The 23,064-nt window shown below is 67.6% G+C and carries 13 protein-coding genes; 12 read left to right on the top strand and 1 reads right to left on the bottom strand.

The window, feature by feature from the left end:
• Positions 1–165: 165 nt before the first annotated feature.
• From argS to AC1AYP_RS08265, 5 genes are all read left to right on the top strand, one after another.
• Positions 166–2,010, top strand: coding sequence for an arginine--tRNA ligase (gene argS, locus AC1AYP_RS08245; RefSeq protein WP_476547486.1), 1,845 nt, complete (start codon positions 166–168; stop codon positions 2,008–2,010).
• Positions 2,011–2,091: 81 nt separating this feature from the next.
• Positions 2,092–3,678 carry a diaminopimelate decarboxylase family protein gene (locus AC1AYP_RS08250; RefSeq protein ID WP_476502734.1) on the top strand — a complete coding sequence of 529 codons (1,587 nt, stop codon included), beginning with the start codon at positions 2,092–2,094 and terminating at the stop codon, positions 3,676–3,678.
• Between the two features lie 214 nt (positions 3,679–3,892).
• Positions 3,893–5,209, top strand: a complete 1,317-nt coding sequence (locus AC1AYP_RS08255) for a homoserine dehydrogenase (protein WP_476502733.1) — start codon at positions 3,893–3,895, stop codon at positions 5,207–5,209.
• Positions 5,210–5,224: 15 nt separating this feature from the next.
• A complete protein-coding gene (locus tag AC1AYP_RS08260) occupies positions 5,225–6,259 on the top strand; it encodes a homoserine kinase (protein WP_476502732.1) in 1,035 nt (344 codons plus the stop codon).
• A 69-nt stretch (positions 6,260–6,328) separates the two neighbouring features.
• Positions 6,329–7,792 (top strand): Maf family protein, encoded by a 1,464-nt coding sequence (locus tag AC1AYP_RS08265; RefSeq protein WP_476502731.1) that lies wholly within the window; start codon positions 6,329–6,331, stop codon positions 7,790–7,792.
• An 8-nt stretch (positions 7,793–7,800) separates the two neighbouring features.
• Here AC1AYP_RS08265 and AC1AYP_RS08270 read toward each other — a convergent pair whose 3' ends face one another.
• The gene (locus AC1AYP_RS08270; RefSeq protein WP_476547488.1) at positions 7,801–8,679 is read right to left on the bottom strand and encodes a helix-turn-helix domain-containing protein; all 879 of its coding nucleotides are present in this window, start codon (positions 8,677–8,679) and stop codon (positions 7,801–7,803) included.
• Positions 8,680–8,989: 310 nt separating this feature from the next.
• Between AC1AYP_RS08270 and AC1AYP_RS08275 the strand changes: the two genes are divergently transcribed.
• From AC1AYP_RS08275 to AC1AYP_RS08305, 7 genes are all read left to right on the top strand, one after another.
• Positions 8,990–12,340 carry a DUF5107 domain-containing protein gene (locus AC1AYP_RS08275; RefSeq protein WP_476547490.1) on the top strand — a complete coding sequence of 1,117 codons (3,351 nt, stop codon included), beginning with the start codon at positions 8,990–8,992 and terminating at the stop codon, positions 12,338–12,340.
• Between the two features lie 229 nt (positions 12,341–12,569).
• On the top strand, positions 12,570–16,229 hold the full coding sequence (locus AC1AYP_RS08280; RefSeq protein ID WP_476547492.1) for a glycosyl hydrolase 53 family protein: 3,660 nt from the start codon (positions 12,570–12,572) through the stop codon (positions 16,227–16,229).
• A gap of 365 nt (positions 16,230–16,594) precedes the next feature.
• Positions 16,595–17,863, top strand: a complete 1,269-nt coding sequence (locus tag AC1AYP_RS08285; protein WP_476547494.1) for an ABC transporter substrate-binding protein — start codon at positions 16,595–16,597, stop codon at positions 17,861–17,863.
• Between the two features lie 38 nt (positions 17,864–17,901).
• Positions 17,902–18,831, top strand: a complete 930-nt coding sequence (locus AC1AYP_RS08290; RefSeq protein WP_476547496.1) for a carbohydrate ABC transporter permease — start codon at positions 17,902–17,904, stop codon at positions 18,829–18,831.
• A gap of 32 nt (positions 18,832–18,863) precedes the next feature.
• Entirely contained in the window at positions 18,864–19,697 is an 834-nt protein-coding gene (locus AC1AYP_RS08295; protein WP_034527133.1) for a carbohydrate ABC transporter permease, read from the top strand.
• Between the two features lie 26 nt (positions 19,698–19,723).
• Entirely contained in the window at positions 19,724–22,039 is a 2,316-nt protein-coding gene (locus AC1AYP_RS08300) for a beta-galactosidase (RefSeq protein ID WP_476547498.1), read from the top strand.
• A gap of 107 nt (positions 22,040–22,146) precedes the next feature.
• Positions 22,147–23,058 carry an AraC family transcriptional regulator gene (locus AC1AYP_RS08305; protein WP_476547500.1) on the top strand — a complete coding sequence of 304 codons (912 nt, stop codon included), beginning with the start codon at positions 22,147–22,149 and terminating at the stop codon, positions 23,056–23,058.
• Positions 23,059–23,064 lie beyond the last annotated feature (6 nt).

Here is a 23,064-nt window from a genome sequence, read left to right on the forward strand (position 1 = left end):
GGGAATGTGGGTCGGCTTCCGGGATTTCTTGTGCTGGGAGACGGTCAGTGCAAGAAATCCGGGATGACGGGGATGTTTTCCGGGATTTCTTGCGCCGGTCGGCTTGGGAGGGTCAATGATGATGATGGACGGGGGAACGTCGGCGCGGTCGGTATTCTTGGAAGAATGAATCCTGAAGCGTTGAGCGAACTCATTTCGCGTATTGCCCACGAGCTTGTCGCCGCCGGAAAGGCCGGACAGCTCACCGAAGACCTCATCCCGCCGGTCGCCAAATTCGCCGTCATGCGTCCGAAGGACCGCGCGCACGGCGACTGGGCGTCGAACGCCGCGATGCAGCTCGCCAAGAAGGCCGGCATGAAGCCGCGCGACCTGGCCGACCTGTTCGCCGCCGAACTCACCGCCGCCGACGGCGTCGCCAAGGTGGAGGTCGCCGGCCCCGGCTTCATCAACATCACCCTTGACTCCGCGTCCGCCGCGGCCGTCGTCGACGCGGTGCTTGCCGCGCCGCGCACCGACGCCGGCGTCTCCGCGTTCGGCCGCAACGACCATCTCGGCGGCGAGACCCTGAACCTCGAGTTCGTCTCCGCCAACCCGACCGGCCCGATCCACATCGGCGGCACCCGCTGGGCCGCCACCGGCGATTCGATGGCCCGCGTGCTCGAAGCCAACGGCGCGAAGGTCGTGCGCGAATACTACTTCAACGACCACGGCGAGCAGATCAACCGCTTCGCCAAGTCCCTCGTCGCCGCCTGGGCGCACGACAACGATCTGGGCGCGCAGGGCTACCAGACCGAGACCCCGTTCGACGGCTACAAGGGCGCGTACATCGACGAGATCGCCCGCCGCGTCGAGGCCGAGGCCAAGGCCGACGGCGTCGATCTGACCGCGCTGGGCCACGAGGACCAGGGCCTCAACGCGGACGGCGAGCCGATCGGCGAATCCGATTCCGAGCTGCGCGAGGAGTTCCGCAAGCGCGCCGTGCCGATGATGTTCGACGAGATCCGCAAGTCGATGAAGGACTTCCACGTCGACTTCGACGTGTGGTTCCACGAGAACAGCCTCTACCAGGACGGCGAGGTGGAACGCGCCATCGCCGAGCTGCGCGGCCGCGGCGACATCTACGAGAAGGACGGCGCCACCTGGTTCGCGTCCACCAAGCACGGCGACGACAAGGACCGCGTCATCATCAAGTCCAACGGCGAATTCGCATACTTCGCCGCCGACATCGCCTACTACTGGAACAAGCGCCACCGCGCGCAGGACCCGGCCGACGTCGCGATCTACATGCTCGGCGCCGACCACCACGGCTACATCGGCCGCATGATGGCCATGTGCGAGGCGTTCGGCGACAAGCCGGGCGAGAACATGCAGATCCTCATCGGACAGCTCGTCAACGTGCTCAAGGACGGCAAGGCCGTGCGCATGTCCAAGCGCGCCGGCAACGTCGTCACCATCGACGACCTCGTCGACGCGATCGGCGTGGACGCGTCCCGCTACTCGCTCGCGCGCACCGACTACAACTCGCCGGTCGACATCGACCTGAACCTGCTCGCCTCCCACTCGAACGACAACCCGGTGTACTACGTGCAGTACGCGCACGCGCGCTCCTGCAACGTGGACCGCAACGCGGCCGCCGCGAACGTCACCACGGAAGGCGCCGACCTCGGCCTGCTCGACACCGAGGCGGACGGCGAGGTGCTCGCCGCGCTCGCCCAGTGGCCGGCCGTCGTCAAGGAGGCCGGCGACAAGCGCGCCCCGCACCGCGTGGCCCGCTACCTCGAGGACCTCGCCGCCACGTACCACAAGTGGTACAACGTGGAGCGCGTCGTGCCGATGGACCTGACCGGACTCGAGGAGCGCGGCGACGAAGCCGAACGCGAGGCGCTGCGCATCGCCAAGGCCCCCGAACCGGCCCGCGCCGCCGCCCGACTCAAGCTCAACGACGCCGTCCAGGCGGTCATCGCCTCCGGCCTCGACCTCCTCGGCGTCTCCGCCCCGGACAAGATGTGATCGTTCCCCACCCCAGCTCCCCTTGACAGGGGAGCTGTCGGCATAGCCGACTGAGGGGTAGACGAAACCTAAGGAGATTCCATGCCCATCACACCGATCTGGCCGGCCGCCTCGGCCGTCGACCCTGAAACCGGCGCGCTCACCTTCCATGGGCGCACCGCCGAATCCCTGATCGACGAGTTCGGCTCGCCGCTCTACCTCATCGACACCGATGAGGTGCGCGACCGCGCACGCCACTTCGTCAAGGCCGCCGCCGACGCGTTCCACACGTCCACCACGCACGTGAGCTTCGCCGGCAAGGCGTTCCTCTCCAAGGAGATCGTGCGCATCGTCACCGAAGCGGGCATGCTCGTCGACACCTGCTCGATGGGCGAGATGCGGATCGCGCTCGCCGCCGGCGCGCCCGGCCGCCGCCTCGTGCTCCACGGCAACAACAAGTCCGATGAGGAAATCGCGCTCGCCATCGAGGAAGGCTTCGCGAAGATCGTCGTCGACTCGCCCGACGAGCCGGCGCGCATCGCCGCCATCGCCGAAAAGCTCGGCAAGCGCGCCAAGGTGATGCTGCGCGTCACCGCCGGCATCCACGCGGGCGGCCACGAGTACATCTCCACCGCGCACGAGGACCAGAAGTTCGGCGTGCCGCTGCTGCCCGCCGGCGCGGACGCGGGCGTGCTCGCCGTGCTCGACACGCTCGTCGCCGAACCGACCGCGGCGACGCCCGCCGCGACCAACGCGCGGCTCACGCAGCGAGACGGCGCGGCCTACGGCGAACGCGAACTCCAGTACGACGTGAAGTACCCGTACGACCTGAGCCACGAGCAGGTCTCCGAGACGGACAAGGCGCTCGCCGAGGCGATGAGCACCGTGGCCGACGGCCCGGCGCTCGCCGTGCTCAAGGACATCCTCCGCCATCAGGACACGCTCGAACTGGTCGGCATCCACTCGCACATCGGCTCGAACATCCACGATGCGGACGCGTTCATCCAGGCCGCCAAGCGCATGATGCTCCTGCGCAAGACGTTCTACGCGACCGACGCGTACACGCTGCCCGAAGTCGACCTGGGCGGCGGCTACTCCGTCGCGTACACGGACGGCGAAGATTCGATGGACGTGCGCCGCGAGCTCACGCGCCTCGCCGAGGCGGTCACGGGCATCAACCGCGCGCTCGGCATGCCCGCGCCGGCGATCAGCTTCGAGCCGGGCCGTTGGATCGTCGCGCCCGCCGGCGTGACCCTCTACCGTGTCGGCACCATCAAGCCCGTGCACCTGAGCGACGCGAAGGACAAGGCGGGCGAGCCGATCACGGAACGCGTGTACGTGTCCGTCGACGGCGGCATGAGCGACAACATCCGCCCCGCCCTGTATGGCGCCGACTACACGGCCCGTCTCGCCAACCGCCGCGGTTCGGACGAGACGATGCTCGCGCGCGTCGTCGGCATGCACTGCGAGTCCGGCGACATCGTCGTGCACGAGGTGCGGCTGCCCGCCGACCTCAAGCGAGGGGACATCCTCGCCGTGCCGGTCACCGGCGCGTACGGCCGCACGATGGCGTCGAACTACAACCAGGCGCTGATTCCGGCGGTCGTGGGCGTGGGGGAGGACGGCGCGCATGTGATGCTGCGCCGCCAGACCATCGACGACCTGCTCGCGCTCGATGTGAGCGAGTGAGGCGGAGGCCGGTCGCCTGATACCCCCTCAGTCACGCGGAGCGTGACAGCTCCCCCTGCGAGGGGGAGCCAAGCGAATATGAATGCGGAGTGTGACGGCTCCCCCTGAAAAGGGGGAGCAGGGGATGGCGGCGCGGGCCGACCGAGGGGTTGCGTGTCGGAAAGAGGCCGTAGGATGGACGGGTAGACTCGCCGTCCATCAGAAGGGAATTTCCGTGGCTGACCAGAACGCAACCCCCATCCGCGTCGGACTGCTGGGTGCCGGCACCGTGGGCTCGCAGACCGCACGTCTCATCGTCGAGCAGAAGGATGAGCTCGCCGCCCGCATCGGCCGCCCCATCGAACTGACCGGCGTCGCCTGCCTCGATCCGAAGGAGACCGAGCGGTTCCCGTGGATCGACCAGTCGATCGTCACCACCGACACGATGAGCGTCGCCACGAACTCCGACATCGTCATCGAGCTGATCGGCGGCACCACCGTGGCGCGCAAGTTCGTGCTCGCCGCCATCGAATCCGGCGCGTCCGTCGTGACCGCGAACAAGGCGCTGCTCGCCAAGTACGGCCCGGAGATCTACGCGGCCGCCGAGGCCAAGGGCGTCGACATCTACTTCGAGGCGGCCGTGGGCGGCGCGATCCCGTTCCTGCGCCCGCTGCGCGAATCCCTGGTCGGCGACAAGGTGACGAGCATGCTCGGCATCGTCAACGGCACCACCAACTACATCCTCGACGAGATGACCACCAAGGGCCTTCAGTTCGACGACGTCCTCAAGGACGCGCAGGCCAAGGGCTACGCCGAGGCCGACCCGACCGGCGACATCGAAGGCTACGACGCCGCCAACAAGGCCGCCATCATGGCCACGCTCGGCTTCCACACCGCCGTCACCATCGACGACGTCTCCGTCGAGGGCATCACCAGAATCACCGCCGACGACATCGCCGCCGCCACCGCCGAGCACAAGGTCATCAAGCTGCTCGCCGTCGTCGAGAACGGCGAGGCAGGCGTCTCCGCGCGCGTCTACCCGGCGCTCATCCCCGAAACCCACCCGCTCGCCAGCGTGCACGGCTCCTTCAACGCGATCTTCGTCAAGGCCGAGGCCGCCGACGATCTCATGTTCTACGGCCGCGGCGCCGGCGGCGCGCCGACCGCCTCCGCCGTCGTCGGCGACGTCGTCACCGTCGCCCGCCACATCGCCGCCGGCTGCACCGGCCCGTCCATCCCGCTGTACAAGGACCTGAAGAAGGCGCCGATCAACGCGACGAAGGCCGCGTTCGCCGTGCGCTTCCTCATCCACGACAAGCCGGGCGTGCTGGCCGCCATCGCCACCGAGTTCGCCCGCAACGGCGTGTCGATCAACGGCGTCAACCAGGATCTCAAGCCGTCCCTCAAGGCCCCGGGCTATGACGGTGAGGTCCAGCAGCTGCGCCTCGTCACGCACGCGACCGACGAGATCACCCTGCGCGAGACCGTCAAGGCCGTCCAGGCCCTCGACTTCGTCACCGGCCAGCCGTCCATCCTGCGCGTCCTCGACTGATTCCCAGAGGAAACCATGAACCCCATCTGCAATCAGGTCACGGTGCGCGTGCCGGCGACCAGCGCCAACCTCGGCTCCGGTTTCGACACGGTCGGTCTCGCGCTCGACTACCACGACGAACTCACGTTCACGCTGAACGATGATCCGGCCGACGGCGTCGCGCACGTCATCATCCACGGCGAAGGCGAGGACACGCTGCCGCGCGACGAGACGCATCTCGTCGTCTCCACGTTCCGCCGCGCCTGCGCCACGTTCGGTCTCGGCCGGCTCGGATTCACGCTCGAGGCGACGAACAACATCCCGCAGGCGCGCGGCATGGGCTCGTCCGCCGAGGCGATCGTCGCCGGCATCGCCGCGGCCGCCGCGTTCGCGCAGCCCGGCGCGCTCAACCGTCCGGCCATCTTCGACATGGCCGCGCAGATCGAAGGCCACCCGGACAACGTGGCGCCCGCCGTGTTCGGCGGCCTCACCGTCTCCTGGGACTTCGAGACCGCGGAGGGCGTCGGCTCGGTCGCCATCCCCGGCGGCGACCCGCTGCACGGCGGCTTCCACACGGTCAACTATCCGGTCGACAAGGCGATCACCGCCGCCGTGTTCGTGCCCGACTACGAGCTGTCCACCGAGAAGGCGCGTCAGGCGTTGCCCGCCGAGCTGCCGTACAAGGACGCCGTGTACAACGTCTCGCGCGTGGGTCTTCTGCCCGCCGCGATGAACCCGTCCGTGCTCGCCACGACCGGCGGGGCCGCCGAAGCGGAGGGCTCCGACGCCGGCCATGAGGCGAACGCGCTGCTGTTCACCGCCACGCAGGACAAGCTGCACCAGCCGTACCGCGGCGCGCTCATGCCGCCGTCGACCGAGCTGATCCGTCTGTTCCGTTCCAAGGGGTATGCGGCCGCCGTCTCCGGCGCCGGCCCGTGCGTGCTCGTCCTGCATTACGGCGACGCGCGCGCGGCCATCGACGAGATCGCCGCCGAACAGCTCGCCTCCGGGCATTGGCGAGTCCTCCACCTGCCTATCAACACCGCCGGCGTGGAGGTCGTGCGCCGCTAGTCTCTCCCTCCGTCGCGCTTCGCGCGCCACCTCCCTCGTTAGAGGGAGGCTTTTCATCGAAGGAGTCTTATGTCCATTCCGCTGATTCTCGCATCGAAGTCGAAGCCGCGCCGCGACGTGCTGTATGCGGCGGGCGTGTGCCCGACGATTCGCGTCTCGCACGTCGACGAGCCGGCCGCGCTCGAGGCGGCGGCCCGCGAATCCGGCGTCACCGTCGACGATCTCACCATCGAGCGGCGCGTGACGATCCTCGCCGGCGCGAAGGCTGGCGCCGTGCACCGCGCGTATCGCGACGTCGCGGCCACGGCCGCCGCCGCGACGGGCGAACGCGTCATCGCGTACCCGTTGCGTGCGGAGAGCGTGATCGCCGCCGACGCGCGTGCCGCGGCGGCCGGCGGCGATGGCGACGCCGCTGCCGTCGACCCCGCGACCATCGACTATTCGCGCGACAGAATCGCCACGACGCGTGATTTCTCCGGCGTGGACATGCCGACCATCACCGAGCCGATCTCCAACGTGATCGCGCTGCAGCCGGGATTGACGCGTTCGACCGTCGGACCGCTGATCGTCGGCTGTGATTCGATGTTCCTGCTCGACGGCGAATGCTACGGCAAACCGCACAGCGTCGACGTGGCGCGCGAACGGCTGCGTCGCATGAGCGGCGCGACCGGCGAGCTGTGGACCGGACACTGCGTGATCGACTTCGCGACCGGACGCGTCGCGCGCGGCGCGAGCCACGCGACCGTGCGTTTCGGCGAGTTCACCGACCGCGACATCGAACGCTACATCGCGACCGGCGAGCCGTTGGAGGTCGCCGGATCGTTCACGCTCGAAGGCTTCGGCGGCGCGTTCATCGACTCGATCGACGGCGACCCGCACGGCATCATCGGCATCAGCCTGCCGCTGCTTCGTCGTCTCGTCGGCGAACTCGGCGTCGACTGGACGGACCTATGGAACGTGGCGCGCGGCGAGGACCTGCCGGGCGTGCTCGACAAGGACGGCAACGAGATCCCGCCGAAGGAGAACGTGCACCAGCCGGGTGATGGCTGGGTGGACTGCGCGTGCGGCCGCAAGCATTGGGGTGTGAACGGCGCGTCCGGCGTGCTGCTCGCCCGCCGCGACAGGACGAGCGGCGAGGTGACGCACGTCGTCATGCAGCACCGCGCGACATGGTCGGCGGAAGGCGGCACGTGGGGCATCCCCGGCGGCGCGACTGCGGACGGCGAATCGCCGATCGAAGGCGCGCTGCGCGAAAGCTTCGAGGAGGCGAACATCACCCCGGAGGATATCGAGGTGGTCGGCTCCTACCGCGAGGACCACGGGCCGTGGGCGTACACCACCGTGTTCGCGTTCGAGAAGCCGGGGCACGAGGTGCATCCGCGCGCGAACGACGACGAAAGCATGGAGATCGCCTGGGTGCCGATCGACGAGGTGCCGGACCGGAAGCTCCTCACGGCGATGAGGACCGACTGGCCGCGCTTCGACGCACGGCTCAGGGCGCTGGCCGCGGACGCGGCGAATCGGGAGCGGTAGGCAGCGTCTCAGGAACCATCCGCCTCGGTGCCGGTCCGCAGGGACTCGGCGCGGAAGCGGATGGGGGAGACGCCGTTCTTGCGTTTGAACGCGGCGCAGAACGCGGAGGTGTCGGTGAAGCCGCACTCCTCGCACAGCCGCTTCAGCGGCATGTCCGAGTTGATGAGCAGGTACTTCGCCGCGTGCATGCGCGCGTCCATGATGTAGGCGTGCGGCGTGTACCCGGTCTCCTTCTTGAACACGCGGATGAAATGGTATTCGCTCATGTAGGCCATTGCGGCCAGTTCGCCGATCGGCAGCGGGTCGCCCAGATGGTTCGAGATGTAGGTGAGCACGTCCTCGATGGCGTGCGGCTGGCGCTGCGCCGAGACGCCGGCGTCGGACGCGGCGACGGCGAACTCGGTGAGGATGTCGGTGATGTGCTTCGCCATCTGCGGCTCCGAGATGCGCGCGCCCGCATGGAACGTGTCGTAGATCGCGTTGAGGCGCGTCAGCGCATAGCCCGGGTCCTTGAGCGTGAACGTGACGCCGAGGCGCGAGACGATCAGGTCATGGTAGGCGCGCGCCATCGCGCCGTCGAAATGCATCCACAGCACGTCGCTCGGCTCGTCGGTGCCGTAGGCGTGGTGGGCGTAGCAGTCGATCAGCGCGAAATCGCCCTTCGAGGCATGGGCGGTGCCCTGCCCGGTCGTGACGTCGAACGAGCCGCGGCGGATCGCCATGAGCAGGAAGCTGTCGAACGAGCCGCGCTCCTGCCGGTAGCCTGCCTCGTAGCGGAACGAGCCGACGCGCAGCGGGTAGAGGAACGTACGCAGCGCGGTTTTGCTGGGTGTATAGATGTAGAATTCGGAGCCCTCGTCGAGGATGCCGTGTTCGGCCGGTTTCATGGGTCTCCTTCCTTGGATGTCTGGCGGCGGGCGCTGTACGATCTCTCCCCCACCCGGCTTCGCCGGGAGCCCCCTCGTCAGAGGGGGCCAAGGTGCGAAAAGAACGTGATATGCGGCGCGTTTTCCTTGGTTGCCAGTATAGCGGTTTGGGCGGGGTGCGCATCCGCAATTTTTTCATACGGGGGAGCAGGAAAACTGTAAGAACCCTTGAAAAACGGCTTTAGGCTGGTAGGCAAGTAATCAACAAATTACCAATGCATGCGGGCGATGCAGCAAGCGCATGCAGTGGCCTCCAGCGAAGGAGCACATCATGGCCGTGACCATCAAGGACACCGTCATCACGATTCCCACCTACGGGATCGGAGCCGCGGACAAGAACCCGGAGTTCATCGAGAAGCGCGTCTACCAGGGCAGCTCGGGCCGCGTCTACCCGTACCCGGTGATCGAGACGATCAGCGACGACAAGCACGACCAGGACTACAAGGCCGTCATCATCGAGAACGAATACCTCGAGGTGACCGTCCTGCCCGAGCTCGGCGGCCGCATCCAGTACGCGAAGGACAAGACCAACGACTACGACTTCGTCTACCGCAACGACGTCATCAAGCCCGCGCTCGTCGGCCTGACCGGCCCGTGGATCTCCGGCGGCATCGAGTTCAACTGGCCGCAGCACCACCGCCCGACCACCTACCTGCCGGTCGACTACACGGTCAAGGACCTGCCGGACGGCGGCAAGGCCGTGCAGTGCCACGACACCGACCAGATGTACGGCACCCAGGTCGTCACCACGATCGCCCTGCACCCCGGCAAGGCGTACATCGAGATCTCCGCGCAGCTGTACAACGGCACCGCGCTGCCGCAGACCTTCCTGTGGTGGGCGAACCCGGCCGTGCCCGTCAACGCGCACACGAAGACCGTGATGCCGCCGGACGTGACCGCCGTCATGGACCACGGCAAGCGCGACGTCTCCCGCTACCCGATCGCCACCGGTACCTACTACAAGCACGACTACTCCGAGGGCGTCGACATCGGCCGCTACAAGAACGTGCCGGTCCCGACCAGCTACATGGCCGCGCACTCCGACTACAACTTCGTCGGCGGCTACGACTTCCACGAGCAGGCCGGCATCCTGCACATCGCCGACCACCACGTGAGCCCCGGCAAGAAGCAGTGGACGTGGGGCAACGGCGACTTCGGCCGCGCATGGGACCGCAACCTGACCGATGCCAACGGCCCGTACGTCGAGCTCATGACCGGCGTCTTCACCGACAACCAGCCCGACTTCACCTGGCTCAAGCCGTACGAGGGCAAGACCTTCACCCAGTACTTCATGCCGTACAAGGCCGTCGGCCAGGTCAAGAACGCCTCCATCGACGCGGCCGTCAACCTGGAGATCGGCCCCGAGGACACGTTCGGCGCGGCCGGCGAGACCGAGGGCATCGAGGCGCAGGGCCTCAAGGCTGGCCAGGGCCGCGTGACCGTGTACGCGACCGCCGTGTACGAGAACGCCACCGTCACCGTCACGACCAAGGGCGGCGACGTATTGTACGCCTACAACGGCCGGATCAGCCCGACGGACACCGTGCGCGCCGAATTCGAGACCGGCGACGCCGCGGCGACCGACATCACCGCCACCGTGAAGTCCGCCGACGGCACCGTGCTCATCGACTACACCCCGCAGCCGAAGAAAATCGAGAAGCTGCCCGAGCCGGCGAAGGCCGCCGACGACCCGGAGGACATCCTCACCAACGAGGAGCTGCTGCTCGCCGGCCTGCACCTCGAGCAGTACCGCCACGCCACCTACATGCCCGACCCGTACTACCTCGAAGGCCTCAAGCGCGACCCGGAGGACGCCCGCATCAACAACGCGTACGGCCGCCTGCTGCTGCGCCGCGGCGTGTTCGCGCAGGCCGAGGACCGCTTCCGCACCGCCATCAAGCGCCTCACCAAACACAACACACAGCCGTACGACTCCGAGCCTCACTACAACCTCGGCCTCGCGCTGCTCTTCCAAGGCGAGGACGACAAGGCGTTCGACGCCTTCTACAAGGCGACGTGGGACGACACCCAGAAGGAGCGCGCCTTCCTCTACCTGGCGGCCATCGCCGCCCGCCGCGGCGACTACGCCGAAGCGCTCGGATACGTGGAGACCGCGCTCACCCGCAACACGATGAACATCAAGGCCCGGGGCCTTCGCGCCTACCTGCTGCGCAGGCTCGGCCGCGCCGACGAGGCGGCCGCCGCCCTCGACGGGAACCTGAAGGTCGACCGCTTCGACTTCGTGTCCGGCTACGAGCGCGTGCTCGCCGGAGCCGACGGTGCCGCCGCCGAACTTACGGGCCTCATGCGCGGCTTCCACGAGAACTACCTGCAGGCCGCCCGCGACTACGCCCTCTTCGGCGCGTACGACGAGGCGCTGCAGCTGCTCGCGCAGGCCGACCAGACCAAGCCGATGGTCAGGTACTACGAGGGCTACTACCTCGCCAAGCTCGGCCGCGACGAGGAGGCCAAGGCCGCCTTCGAAGCCGCCGAGGCCGCCCCGAGCGACTACTGCTTCCCGAACAAGCTCGAGGACATCGCCCCGCTCGAGAAGGCCATCGAGACCGTGGACGGCGCCAAGGCCCCCTACTATCTCGGCTGCCTGTACTACGACAAGGTCCAGGCCGAGAAGGCCATCGCCCTGTGGGAGCGCTCGCGCGACCTCGACCCGTCCTTCCCGACCGTGCACCGCAACCTCGCGCTCGCCTACTACAACAAGCGCGGCGACGCCGCATCCGCCGAGCGCGAGATCGAGGAGGCCTACCGCCTCGACGAATCCGACGCCCGCGTCTTCCTCGAGCTCGACCAGCTGCACCGCAAGATCGGCTGGACCTACGCCCGCCGCCTCGCCGAATTCGAGAAGCACCTCGACGTGGTCGCCGAACGCGACGACCTGTTCATCGAATACCTGACGGTGCTCGACCTCACCGGCAACTACGCCAAGGCCTACGAGCTCATGGGCGAACGCCGCTTCCACCCGTGGGAGGGCGGCGAAGGCAAGGTCACCGGCCAGTACCGCATCGCCCTCACCCTGCTCGCCAAGGACGCCATGGCCGCCGGCGACTGGGCGAAGGCCAAGGAGCTGCTCGTCAGGACGCTCGCCTACCCGGAGAACCTCGGCGAAGGCAAGCTCGAAGGCCAGAAGGACAACGACATCCACTACTACCTCGGCGTGGTCGAACGCCATCTGGGCGACGAGGAGGCGGCCCGCGCCGAATTCCGCCAGGCCACGATCGGCCCCGACGAGGTGAAGGGCGCGATGTACTACAACGACCAGCCTGCCGAGATGATCCTCTTCCAGGGTCTCGCCCACAAGGCGCTCGGCGAGGAGGGTCCGGCCAACGCCCGCTTCTACCGCCTGCTCGACTACGGCGAGCAGCACCTCGACGACCAGGTCAGGATCGACTACTTCGCCGTCTCGCTGCCCGACTTCCTCATCTTCGAGAACGACTACACGAAGATGAACCGCATCCACTGCCTGTACCTGATGGCGCTCGCCAACATCGGCACCGGCGACAAGGCCAAGGCCGCGGAGTTCCTGCACGAGGCGACGGCGCTCGACCCGAGCCACATCCAGGCGAACCTGTTCGCCGACGATCTCGCCGACCGCCACGTGCTGTGACGCGGTCCTGACAGCGGGAATCGGACGGGACGCACGCTCGACGGCGTGCGTCCCGTTCGTGCGTCCCGTCCGCGTATGCGGTTCCGCGCGCGGCCTTCCGGCCTCGGCGCGGGAACCGCAATAATCACATGCGAGTAAGCAATTCCGCTCAATCGACGTGGGTTTCCGGCGGATACGCTGGAAGCGGGAACGGTGCAGTTCCAGCCTCCATCGATCAAAGGAGATGTACGTGAGTGGAAGCAAGAAAATCATAGGATTCGGCATCGCCGTCGCCATGGCGTGCGCGATGTTCGTGCCGTCGGCGGCCGCCTCGCCGCAGCCGGCCGCGACGGTCACGCCGACGGCCGCGGCATCGTCGTCGACGAAGGATTCCGGCGCCGGCGTCACCGTGCCGAACGGCGGCTTCGAGCGCAAGGACGACTCGTGGACGGCGTCGTCATGGGAGATGACGAAGACGGTGTGGGTGACGGACGCGGCCGCGCATTCCGGAACCTACGCGCAGGCCGTCAACCAGTGGAACAACGATGTGACGCTGTCGCAGAAGCTCACCGCGAAGCCGGGGACCTACGACGTGTCGCTCTACGTGTGGGCGAACGAGACGCTCGGCGCGTCGAAGCTCGTCGCCAACGGCGCGAGCGCCGGCATCGCCAGCGCCGGCGCCGTGCAGATCGACGGCACGAAGACCTGGGACCAGATCACCGTGCCGCAGGTGGCCGTCGGCGACGACGGCGTGCTCGACGTCGCGATCGTCATCGACGAACTGGCGTCGACCACGCTGGAAGGCTACATCGACGACGTGGAGGTCACGCCGTCCGGAGACTCCGGCGACACCGACGATCCCACGAACGGCGACGGCGCCGACGACCACATCGCCGACAACGGCTTCGAGGACGGCGGCGACGCATGGACGCTCACCGGCGGCGCCGCCGTCGCCGAAGGCGGGCACGGCGGCACCGCGCACGCGCTGCGCCTCGCCGGACCGGCGGAACAGCGCGCCTCTCAGACCGTGAAGGCGGACGACGGCTACTACACGCTGACCGCATGGGCGCGCAACAACGGCGGACAGGACGAGTTCACGATCTACGCGTCCCAGCCCGGCCGTTCCGCGGCCAAGGCGGCGGTGCCGCGCACCGACTTCCCCGCCGAACCGGCCGGGACTTGGAAGAAGGTGACGCTGCGCGGCGTCCACGTGACCGGTGGCGAACTGACCGTCGGCGCATACAGCACCGGCGGCGACGCGTCGGAGGGCGTCCTCGACAGCTTCCATCTGACGCGCGAGAACGGGTCCTACGAGATGCTCAACGGCGGCGACATCACCGAACTGACCTACGTGGAGGACAGCGGCGGCGTCTTCTACGACGCCGACGGCACGCGCCGCGACCCCATCGAGATCGCCGCCGAGAACGGCTGGAACATCGTGCGCATCCGCGTCTACAACCATCCCGGCAAGGGGCGCGGCGACGGCACCTACTACGTGCCGGAAGGCTACCAGGACGCCGACGACGCGCTGCGCCTCGCCAGGCGCGCGGCGGCCGCCGGACTGAAGATCCAGCTGTCGTTCCACTACAGCGACACGTGGACCAACCCGGGCGCGCAGACCATCCCCGCCGACTGGCAAAAGCTCATCGAAGGCAAGAGCGACGCGGAGGCGGTCTCGATCCTCGCCACCCAAGTGCACGACTTCACCGCCGACCTGCTCAGGCGCATGGCCAAGCAGGGGACGACGCCCGACTACGTGTCCATCGGCAACGAGACGCGCTCCGGCATGCTGTTCCCCTACGGCAAGACCTCCGACTGGGACAACCTCGCCCGCTTCTACAACGCCGGCGCGAAGGCCGTGCGCGAACAGGACCCGGACGCCAAGGTGATCATCCACCTCGACAGCGGCGGCGACACCGCGCTCTACAGGCAGTACTTCGGCAACGCCGAAAGCCATGGCGTCGACTACGACGTGATCGGCAGCTCGTTCTACCCGTACTGGACACAGAAGTCGGCGGCGCAGTACGCGAAGTTCGCCACCGATCTCTCGCACGAGTTCGACAAGCCCGTCATGTGCATGGAGGTCGGCATGAACTGGACCGGCGACCAGGGCGCGGGCGGCCCCGGCCAGCTCAAGGACAACGGCCCGTACGGCGACGCCGCGTCCAGTACGCCGCGGTTGCAGAAGGAGTTCATGATCGACTTCTTCAACGCGATGCAGGGCGTGGACGGCGGCATGGCCATCGGCTCGCTGTACTGGGACCCGGTCATGCTGTACGCGGGCGGACGCACCGGATGGGCGTACTTCGAGAAGGACGGCACCGCCGACGTGAACGTGGTGGACAACACCGCGCTGTTCGACTTCGACGGCCACGCGCTGCCCGCGTTCAACGCCTACCGGCAGAACACGCTCGGCTCGGCGCAGGGCGCGATCAGGGGACGCGTGGTCGACGCGGCCGGCAACGGCGTCGACGGCGCCGCGGTGACGGCGAAGACCGCCTCGGGTTCCGGCACGCTCAAGGCCACGACGAACCGGTACGGCGACTACTACATCCCCAAGGCCGCGGCCGGCGACTACGCCGTCGCCGTGCGCGGCGGGGCGCTCGGCGACGGCTCCGCCTCGGCCACGCTCGCCGCGGGCGGCACCGCCGAAGCCGGCGAGGTCCGGCTCTCCGGGACGCAGCGGCTGCACACGCTCACCGGCGTCGTGCGCGGCGAGGACGGCACGACGCCCATCGGCGGCGCGAGCGTCTACGTCAAGTCCAAGAAGGACGGCGGCTACGCCACGGCCGTGAACACCGACGACTCCGGCGCCTACGCGTTCACGCTGATGCCCGAAGGCGACTACACCGTCACGGTGAACGCCGACGGCCACACGACGGAATCCTTCGACGTCGCCATCACCGGCGACACGGCCAGGGACGTGACGCTGCACACCAACACCGGCACGATATCCGGCACGGTGCTCGGCGTGGACGGTGCGCCCGTGGACGGCGCGAAGGTGACGGTCGGCGACCGGGAAGTCCTCACCGGCGCGGACGGCGCGTTCACGCTCGCCGACGTGCCGTCCGGCACCGGACTGGTCGTGACCGCCGCCAAGGACGGGTACATCGACGCGTCCGCCGACGGCATCGACGTGACGGCCGGCAAGCACGTCGACGGCGTGGAGCTTGACCTGGCCGCGCGCCTGGACGACGCGGTGTCCAACGGCGGCTTCGAGGAGGCCGGCGACGGCGGCGTCGGCGCGAAGGATTGGAGCATCACCGGCTCGACGGACGGCGTGATCGGGCGCACGACCCGCAACGACGCGGCCGAAGGCTCGTACGTGGTCTCCATGTGGCACGACAAGGCGTTCACCGCCGATGTGACGCAGACCGTGGACGCGACGCAGGGGAGCGGCATCTACGTGGTGAGCGCGCAGACCTATTCGGGCGTCACCGGCGACCTCGTCATGCGCATCGAGGACGAATCCGGCAGGACACTCGCCGAACGGCGCGTCACGCCCTCCGCGTCGTTCGGACAGACCGCGGTCGCGGCGAAGGTGACCGGCAAACGGTTCACCATCACGTTCCATGCGGACGCGAAGGCCGGTGACTGGGCGCTCCTCGACCAGGTGCAGGTCGGATGGCTGGGAACCAAGACACCCGCGCCCGATCCGTCACCGAATCCCGATCCGTCGCCCACGCCCGGTGAGGGCGGCTCCGGCGGCGCCGACGCCTCCGATGGCGCGGCCGGGACCGGTGCCCACGGCTCCGGCGCGCACGCGGACGCGGCGCGCGGCGGCACCGGCAAGACGGGCGGCCTGTCCGCCACCGGCGCCGGCGTGACGGCCGCCGTGGAGACGGCGTGCCTCGCCGCGGCCGTCGGCGCGCTCGCGCTCGCCGTCCGCGCGCGGAGGCGCCGGCGGTGAGTGGGGGACGCCGGTCGGGGTGGACGTGACGGGATGACGGCCTGTCCGGTCCGATGACGGATGACGGGGCGGTCGGCGTGCGGTGCACGCCGGCCGCCCCTTTTCCGTGTCTGCGTGTCTGTGTGTCTGCGCGCCTTTGTGTCGGCATATACGCCGGCGGCAGCAGTTTTTCGCTATATTGTGATGATGGAAGACAGCAATTTTTCACTATTCCAAGTCAAGGAAAGTGGAAGGAAAGCGGTATCGCAATCGTACACTGGAATCATTCACAACGCTGGATCGCATACGAACCATCAACGACGACGTAGACGGAATCCGGCGGTTTTTATCAACGCCGGAACGGTCCGGCGAGATAGGAGAGAACAATGATGTCGCGCAACATGAAGACGATGATCGCCGCCGCGGCCGCCGTCGCGATGCTCGCACCGCTCGGCGCATGCGGCTCCGCCTCCGCCGACTCGGACCCGAACACGCTCACCTTCTTCGCGAACAACACGCAGGACGCCTACCAGCCGGTGCTCGACGCGTTCGCCAAGAAGTACCCGGACATCAAGGTGAAGTTCAGCACCACCAACGGCTCCCAGGGCGGCTACCAGCAGGTCCTCCAGACCCGCATCTCCGGCGGCAAGCTCACCGACGTGTTCGTGCTGCCTCCCGAACAGCTTTCCGACATGGTCGACAACCAGCTCGCGCTCGACCTGACCGACGAGGCCTTTATGAAGTCCATCCCCGAAGCCAACAAGGCCCCGTACTCGCAGGATGGCAAGACCTACGGCATGTCCGTGTCCACGTGGATCAACGCGCTGGCGTTCAACAAGGACCTGCTCAAGAAGGCCGGCTACGACAAGATCCCCGCCACGTGGGACGAGTTCATCGACATGCTCAAGAAGATCAAGAAGACCGAACCGGACGTCACCCCGTATCTGGAGGCGAAGGACGGCCTCGGCATCCCGGTCGAGGGATGGCTCGGCGAGGAGTCCGCCGCCGACAACGACGGCAAGATGCTCGACCAGTCCATCACCGACGGCGAGACCACGTTCGAGAAGACCTACGGTCCGCTGTACACCGAATGGTCGAAGCTCTTCAAGGAGGACGTGATGACCTCCGACGTGACCGGCATCTCCGCCGACCAGATGCGCACCGAGTTCACGTCCGGTCGCCTCGCCGTCATGGCCTCCGGCGCCTGGGACATCCCCACATTCAAGGACAGCGGCATCGACTTCGAATTCGGCACCGTGCCGATGCTCGCGAAGGACCAGGAGCAGTACACGCCGGGCGCCGCCGACCCGTCGTTCGCGATCAACGCCAAGATCAGCGGGCAGAAGCTCGAGAACGCCAAGAAGTTCCTCGCCTTCCTCGCCTCGCCCGAAGGCCTGAAGGCCTACCAGGAGGGCACCGGCAACATCCCGGTCGTCGACGGCTACGACGCCGAGATCGACTCCAGCTTCCAGAACGTGTACGACACCTACATGAAGACCGGCCACGTCTACCTCAACACGCTCGGCTGGCCCGCCAAGGGACGCACCGCCCTGCGCGCCGAGACCTTCAGCCAGCTCCAGCAGGTCGCGATGGGCTCCATCGACGGCACGACCGCCGCGAAGAACCTCGACGGCAAGCTCCAGTCCTACAAGTGACCGCCGAGCGATCCGTCCCCACGAAAAAGGCGCAAACCATGTCCGATCCATCGACCGAAACCGTCCACGGCAACGCCCGCAGACGCCGCAACCTCGCGGAGAACCTGACCTCGCTCGGATTCCTCGCCCCCATCCTCCTCGTGTACGTCGTCATCATGCTCGTGCCGTTCGCGCAGAGCATCGTCTACAGCTTCACCGACTACGGCGGCTACGACTTCGCCACCGCGAAGTTCGTCGGCCTCGACAACTACGTGCAGATCTTCCACGATCCCACGCTGCTCAACGGCCTCGGCTTCACGCTCATGTACACGATCCTCACCACCGTGCTCATCACCGCGATCGCGCTGCCGCTGGCCGTGGTCCTCAACAGGAAGTTCTTCGGCCGCGACTTCGTGCGCTCCGTGTTCTTCTTCCTGTCCGTGCCGTCGATGGTCGTGCTCGGCCTGGTCTGGCAGTACATCTTCTCCCCGATGAAGACCGGCGCGGTCAACATGATCCTCGACAAGCTCGGCTTCGACACCGTGCCGTTCCTCTCCCAGCCGGGATGGGCGAAGTTCTGCGTGATCTTCATCGCCGTGTGGGCGCAGATCGGCTGGCACGCCACCCTGTACCTCGCCTACCTGCAGGCCGTGCCCGCCGACCTCTACGAGCAGGCGCAGGTGGACGGCGCCTCCACCTGGCAGCAGTTCACGAACATCACGCTGCCGCAGATGGTCCCCGCGATGGGCGTGTCCGTGTTCATGCTCCTCACCGGCGGCCTCAAGGTCTACGACCTGCCGTTCGCGTTGACCTCCGGCGGTCCCGGCTCCTCCACCTACACCGTCACCCAGTCCATCATCGTCACGGGCATCGGCTCCGGCCGCTACGGCATCGGCTCCGCGCTCGGCGTCGTGTTCTTCATCTGCTGCGTCGTCCTCGTCGCCCTCCAGCAGGTCGCCACCAACGCAATCGAAAAGAGGCTGTCATGAGCAAGGCAAGCAAGAGCAAGACGAGCGGGCGCATGAGCATGGGGCAGCGCAAGCGCCTCCACGCCGGCATCCTGTCGGTGGTGATGATCGCCCTCGCGCTGATCTGCGCCATCCCGCTGTACATCGTCATCGTCAACACGTTCAAGAACTCGGCGGACATGTCGCTCGACCCGTTCGGCCTGCCCAAGGCCCCCACGTTCGAGAACTACGTGTACGCGTTCGAGAACCTGCCGATCATCCAGGCGACCGTCAACACGATCATCGTCACCGTCGTCTCCGTAGCGCTGATGGTGCTCATCGGCTCGCTCGCCGCCTACGGCATGGTCCAGAAGAAGAGCCGGTTCACCGCCGCCATCGGCTCGTTCCTGCTGCTCTCCTTCGTGCTGCCCGGCCAGGTGCTGCTCATCCCGCAGTACAAGATGGAGTCCTCGCTCGGCCTCGTCGACTCGCTGCTCGGCCTCGTCGTGCTGTACACCGGCGCCTCCACGTTCTGCTACTTCCTCATCGTCAACTACATGCGAGGCCTGCCGCAGGAGCTGTTCGAGGCCGCCCGCCTCGACGGCGCGAGCTCCCTGCGCATCTTCTGGCAGATCGTCCTGCCGCTGTGCCGCCCGATTCTCGCCACCGTGATCGTGTTCGAGACGATGTGGACGTGGAACGACTTCATGACGCCGAACATCTACATCTCCTCCGTCGAGAAGCAGACCCTCGTCCTCCAGGTGTTCAACGCGATGGGACAGTTCACCACCAATTGGCCGCTGTTCATGACCATCACGTTCATCGCCCTCGTCCCCGTGTTCGTCTTCTTCATCTTCTGCCAGAAGTGGATCGTCTCCGGCCTCGTCGCCGGATCGGTCAAGGGCTGACGCCCCCGCAACCAGAAAGGTTTCCCATGACCCTCAACACCCTCGACCTGACCGACTTCGAGCCGAAGCGCATCGTCCCGTTCCCCATCACCCGCAACGACTGGGGCGTCGCCCCCGACGGCACCGCCATCGACTTCACCAACTACTACATGACCTTCGACGGCAAGCCGTTCTACGGCGTGTGCGGCGAATTCCACTATTCGCGCATGAGCCCGGACCGTTGGGACGTCCAGCTCGCGAAGATGGCCGCCGGCGGCGTCAACGTGGTCGCCACCTACGTGTTCTGGAACCATCATGAGGAGCACGAGAACGAGTGGGACTTCACCGGACGCCGCGACCTGCGCCGCTTCGTACGGCTGTGCGCCCGGCACGGGCTCAAGGTAATCGTCCGACTCGGCCCCTTCGACCACGGCGAGGTGCGCAACGGCGGCATCCCCGACTGGATGTACGGCAAGCCGTACGAGGTGCGCTCCATGGACCCCGGCTTCCTCGAGAAGGTGCACGACCTGTACGCGCACATCGCCGCCCAGCTCGACGGCCTCTACTTCAAGGACGGCGGCCCGATCGTCGCCGCCCAGCTCGACAACGAGTACATGCACTCGTCCGCGCCGTGGGAGATGACCACCGGCATCTCGGACGAATGGGTGCCCGGCGGCCACGACGGCTTCGATTACGTGCACGCGCTGCGCCGCATCGCCGAGGAGGAGGGCATCTCCGTGCCGTTCTACACGAACACCGGCTGGGGCGGCTCCCCGGTGCCCGACGACGTGCTGCCGCTGTGGGGCGGCTACGCGTACCGCCCGTGGCTGTTCTACGGCGATGCCGGCGAGCACCCCGTCACCGACGAGTACCTGTACCGCGACTTCCACTCCAACGACTGCCCCCGCGGCGAGGAGTTCGACCCCACCTACGAGCCGGAGACCAAGCCGTACGCCTGCTGCGAGATGGGCGGCGGCATGTTCAGCTCGTACAACTACCGGTTCGTCCTGCCCATGAAGTCCGTGGACGCGATGGCCAACATCAAGATGGCGTCCGGCTGCAACTTCCTCGGCTACTACATGTTCCAGGGAGGCTCGAACCCGATCGGCGACGGCGTCTACCTCAACGAGAGCCAGACACCGAAGATCTCCTACGACTTCCAGGCGGCGCTCGGCGAGTTCGGCCAGGCCCGCGAATCGTATCGCCGCTGCAAGGCGCTCCACTACTTCGGCCTCGCGTTCGCCGACCGCCTGTGCCCGCTCGGCGTGGCCGTCCCCGACGGCCAGACCGCGATCGACCCGCGTGACAAGGAGACGCTGCGCTGGTGCGTGCGCACCGACGGCGAACGCGGCTTCGTCTTCATCGACAACTTCCAGGACCATGACACGATGACGGCCAAGAAGGGCGAGACCATCGCGATCACGCTCGCCTCCGGCGCGACCGTCACGTTCGACGGCGTCTCGCTCGCCGCGGACGAGAACTGCGTGCTGCCGCTCAACATGGACCTGGACGGCGTCCTGCTCGAAGCCGCCACCGCGCAGCCGGTCACCGTGATCGCGACGCCGGGCTCGTCGCGCCGCACGTTCGTCTTCCTGCGTCCCGACGGCATGGACGACTGCTGGTTCCGGTTCGCCGGCGGCGACGTGCGGCATGTCGCCGCCGACGCCGACCTCGAACGGTTCGAGGCGCGCGACGACGCCGGCCACGCGGTCGACATCGTGTGCGTCAGCCGCGCCAAGGCCGACACGATGACCGTCATCGGCGGCGAGGCGCTCGTCTTCGCCGGCACGCCGGTCGCGCAGGATCCGGCACGGCCGAGCATCGTCAACGACGGCGCCGTCGTCTACGAGACCGGCGGCCGTCTCGTCGTCGAATCGACCGCGGCCCACGTCGACGTCACCGCCTATCCGGACGGCTACCTCGCCTCCCGCACCGTCACGCGCGAACTTGTGCGCGCCGCCGCGACCGTCACGCGGCTGTCCGACACGCGCTACCTCATCGACCTGCCGGACACGCTCGTCGACGCGCTCGCGGACGGCGCGGCGCGCGGCGACGGCATGGCCGACGCGCGCCTGCGCATCCGCTACGCCGGCGACATCGGCTGGCTGTGGTGCGACGGCGTGCTCGTCGACGACAACTTCGCGAACGGCGACACCTGGGAGGTGGGACTGCGCGACTGCGCGTCCCGTCTCGCCGACGCCCGCGGCCGGCTCGTCCTGACCATCACGCCGATCCGCGAAGGCGCGAACGTCAACGTCGAATCGGCGATGGCCGCGCGCATGGAACGCGCCGACGGACGCATCGCCGCGCTCGAATCGGTCGAGGTCACGCCCGTCTACGAGACCGTGCTGCGCAAGGCGTAGCCGCCCGGATCGGACCATCCGCACGATGCGGCGGCGGGCCGGCCTCCCGTCTCCCCGCGCTACACTGGGAAACCGGTGCGACGTGGGGAGAGCGAGGAGGCCGGCCGATGGACATCAACGAGATCGAATACGCCGACGCGGCCGAGCACCTCGTATGGGCCGACAGCTACGACTACTACGTGCACACGCCCAGCCTCGTAGCGCGCGACACCTTCCTCTACCCGTTGCAGACCGGACTGTACCGCTACCGGCCGGGCCACACCACCGAACGCGCCGCCTACGACAGCTTCCTCATCATGTACCTCAACAGCGGGTCGTTCACGTTCCGCACCGGGGAACGGAAGGAGGAGAGCTCGGCGCACGCCGGCGATTTCGCGCTGCTCGACTGCTACACGTATCACTACTACCGGGCGCTGGAGGAAAGTGACGTGCTGTGGCTGCACTTCGACGGGAAGGCGGCGCGGCCGTACTACGACGCGATCCACGCCCGGCTGGGCACGACCTTCGCGTTGAGGAACCCCGCATACGCGATCAACCGGCTGGCCCGCATCCACGAGGTGTTCGCCGACGGGGAGCGCATCTGCGAGCCCGTCCTCGGCAAGACCATCAACGACATCCTGTGCGAGATGCTGGCCCCCGAGAATACGATCGAGGCGGACCGGCGGCAGGAACAGGACGACATCAGACGCGTCGTCGCATACATCGGGCAGCATCTCGACGAACCGCTGCCCGTCGCCGACCTAGCGGCCCTCGCCTACATGGGCGAATACAACTTCATCCGCGTCTTCAAGGCGCAGACCGGATACACGCCGCACGCCTACGTCATGCAGGCGCGCATCGACGCCGCGCAGTATCTGCTCGCCAACACGGACGCCGGACTGAAGGAGATCTGCGCCGCCTGCGGGTTCTCCTCGCCGTCCGTGCTGTGCGCCGCGTTCAAACGGAAGACCGGGGTCTCGCCGCTGGCGTTCCGCCGCGGCGGCAGGACGACGGCGGAATCGGCGGAACCCACGGCGTGACCGGCG

The organism is Bifidobacterium sp. LH_424 (genome assembly GCF_056356895.1).

Excerpts from the sequence above, each read along its gene's own strand:
- argS (WP_476547486.1), top strand. The coding sequence starts at position 166 with ATGAATCCTGAAGCGTTGAGCGAACTCATTTCGCGTATTGCCCACGAG.
- AC1AYP_RS08250 (WP_476502734.1), top strand. The coding sequence starts at position 2,092 with ATGCCCATCACACCGATCTGGCCGGCCGCCTCGGCCGTCGACCCTGAA.
- AC1AYP_RS08295 (WP_034527133.1), top strand. The coding sequence starts at position 18,864 with ATGAGCATGGGGCAGCGCAAGCGCCTCCACGCCGGCATCCTGTCGGTG.
- AC1AYP_RS08300 (WP_476547498.1), top strand. The coding sequence starts at position 19,724 with ATGACCCTCAACACCCTCGACCTGACCGACTTCGAGCCGAAGCGCATC.
- AC1AYP_RS08260 (WP_476502732.1), top strand. The coding sequence starts at position 5,225 with ATGAACCCCATCTGCAATCAGGTCACGGTGCGCGTGCCGGCGACCAGC.
- AC1AYP_RS08285 (WP_476547494.1), top strand. The coding sequence starts at position 16,595 with ATGATGTCGCGCAACATGAAGACGATGATCGCCGCCGCGGCCGCCGTC.
- AC1AYP_RS08270 (WP_476547488.1), bottom strand. The coding sequence starts at position 8,679 with ATGAAACCGGCCGAACACGGCATCCTCGACGAGGGCTCCGAATTCTAC.
- AC1AYP_RS08275 (WP_476547490.1), top strand. The coding sequence starts at position 8,990 with ATGGCCGTGACCATCAAGGACACCGTCATCACGATTCCCACCTACGGG.
- AC1AYP_RS08290 (WP_476547496.1), top strand. The coding sequence starts at position 17,902 with ATGTCCGATCCATCGACCGAAACCGTCCACGGCAACGCCCGCAGACGC.
- AC1AYP_RS08265 (WP_476502731.1), top strand. The coding sequence starts at position 6,329 with ATGTCCATTCCGCTGATTCTCGCATCGAAGTCGAAGCCGCGCCGCGAC.
- AC1AYP_RS08305 (WP_476547500.1), top strand. The coding sequence starts at position 22,147 with ATGGACATCAACGAGATCGAATACGCCGACGCGGCCGAGCACCTCGTA.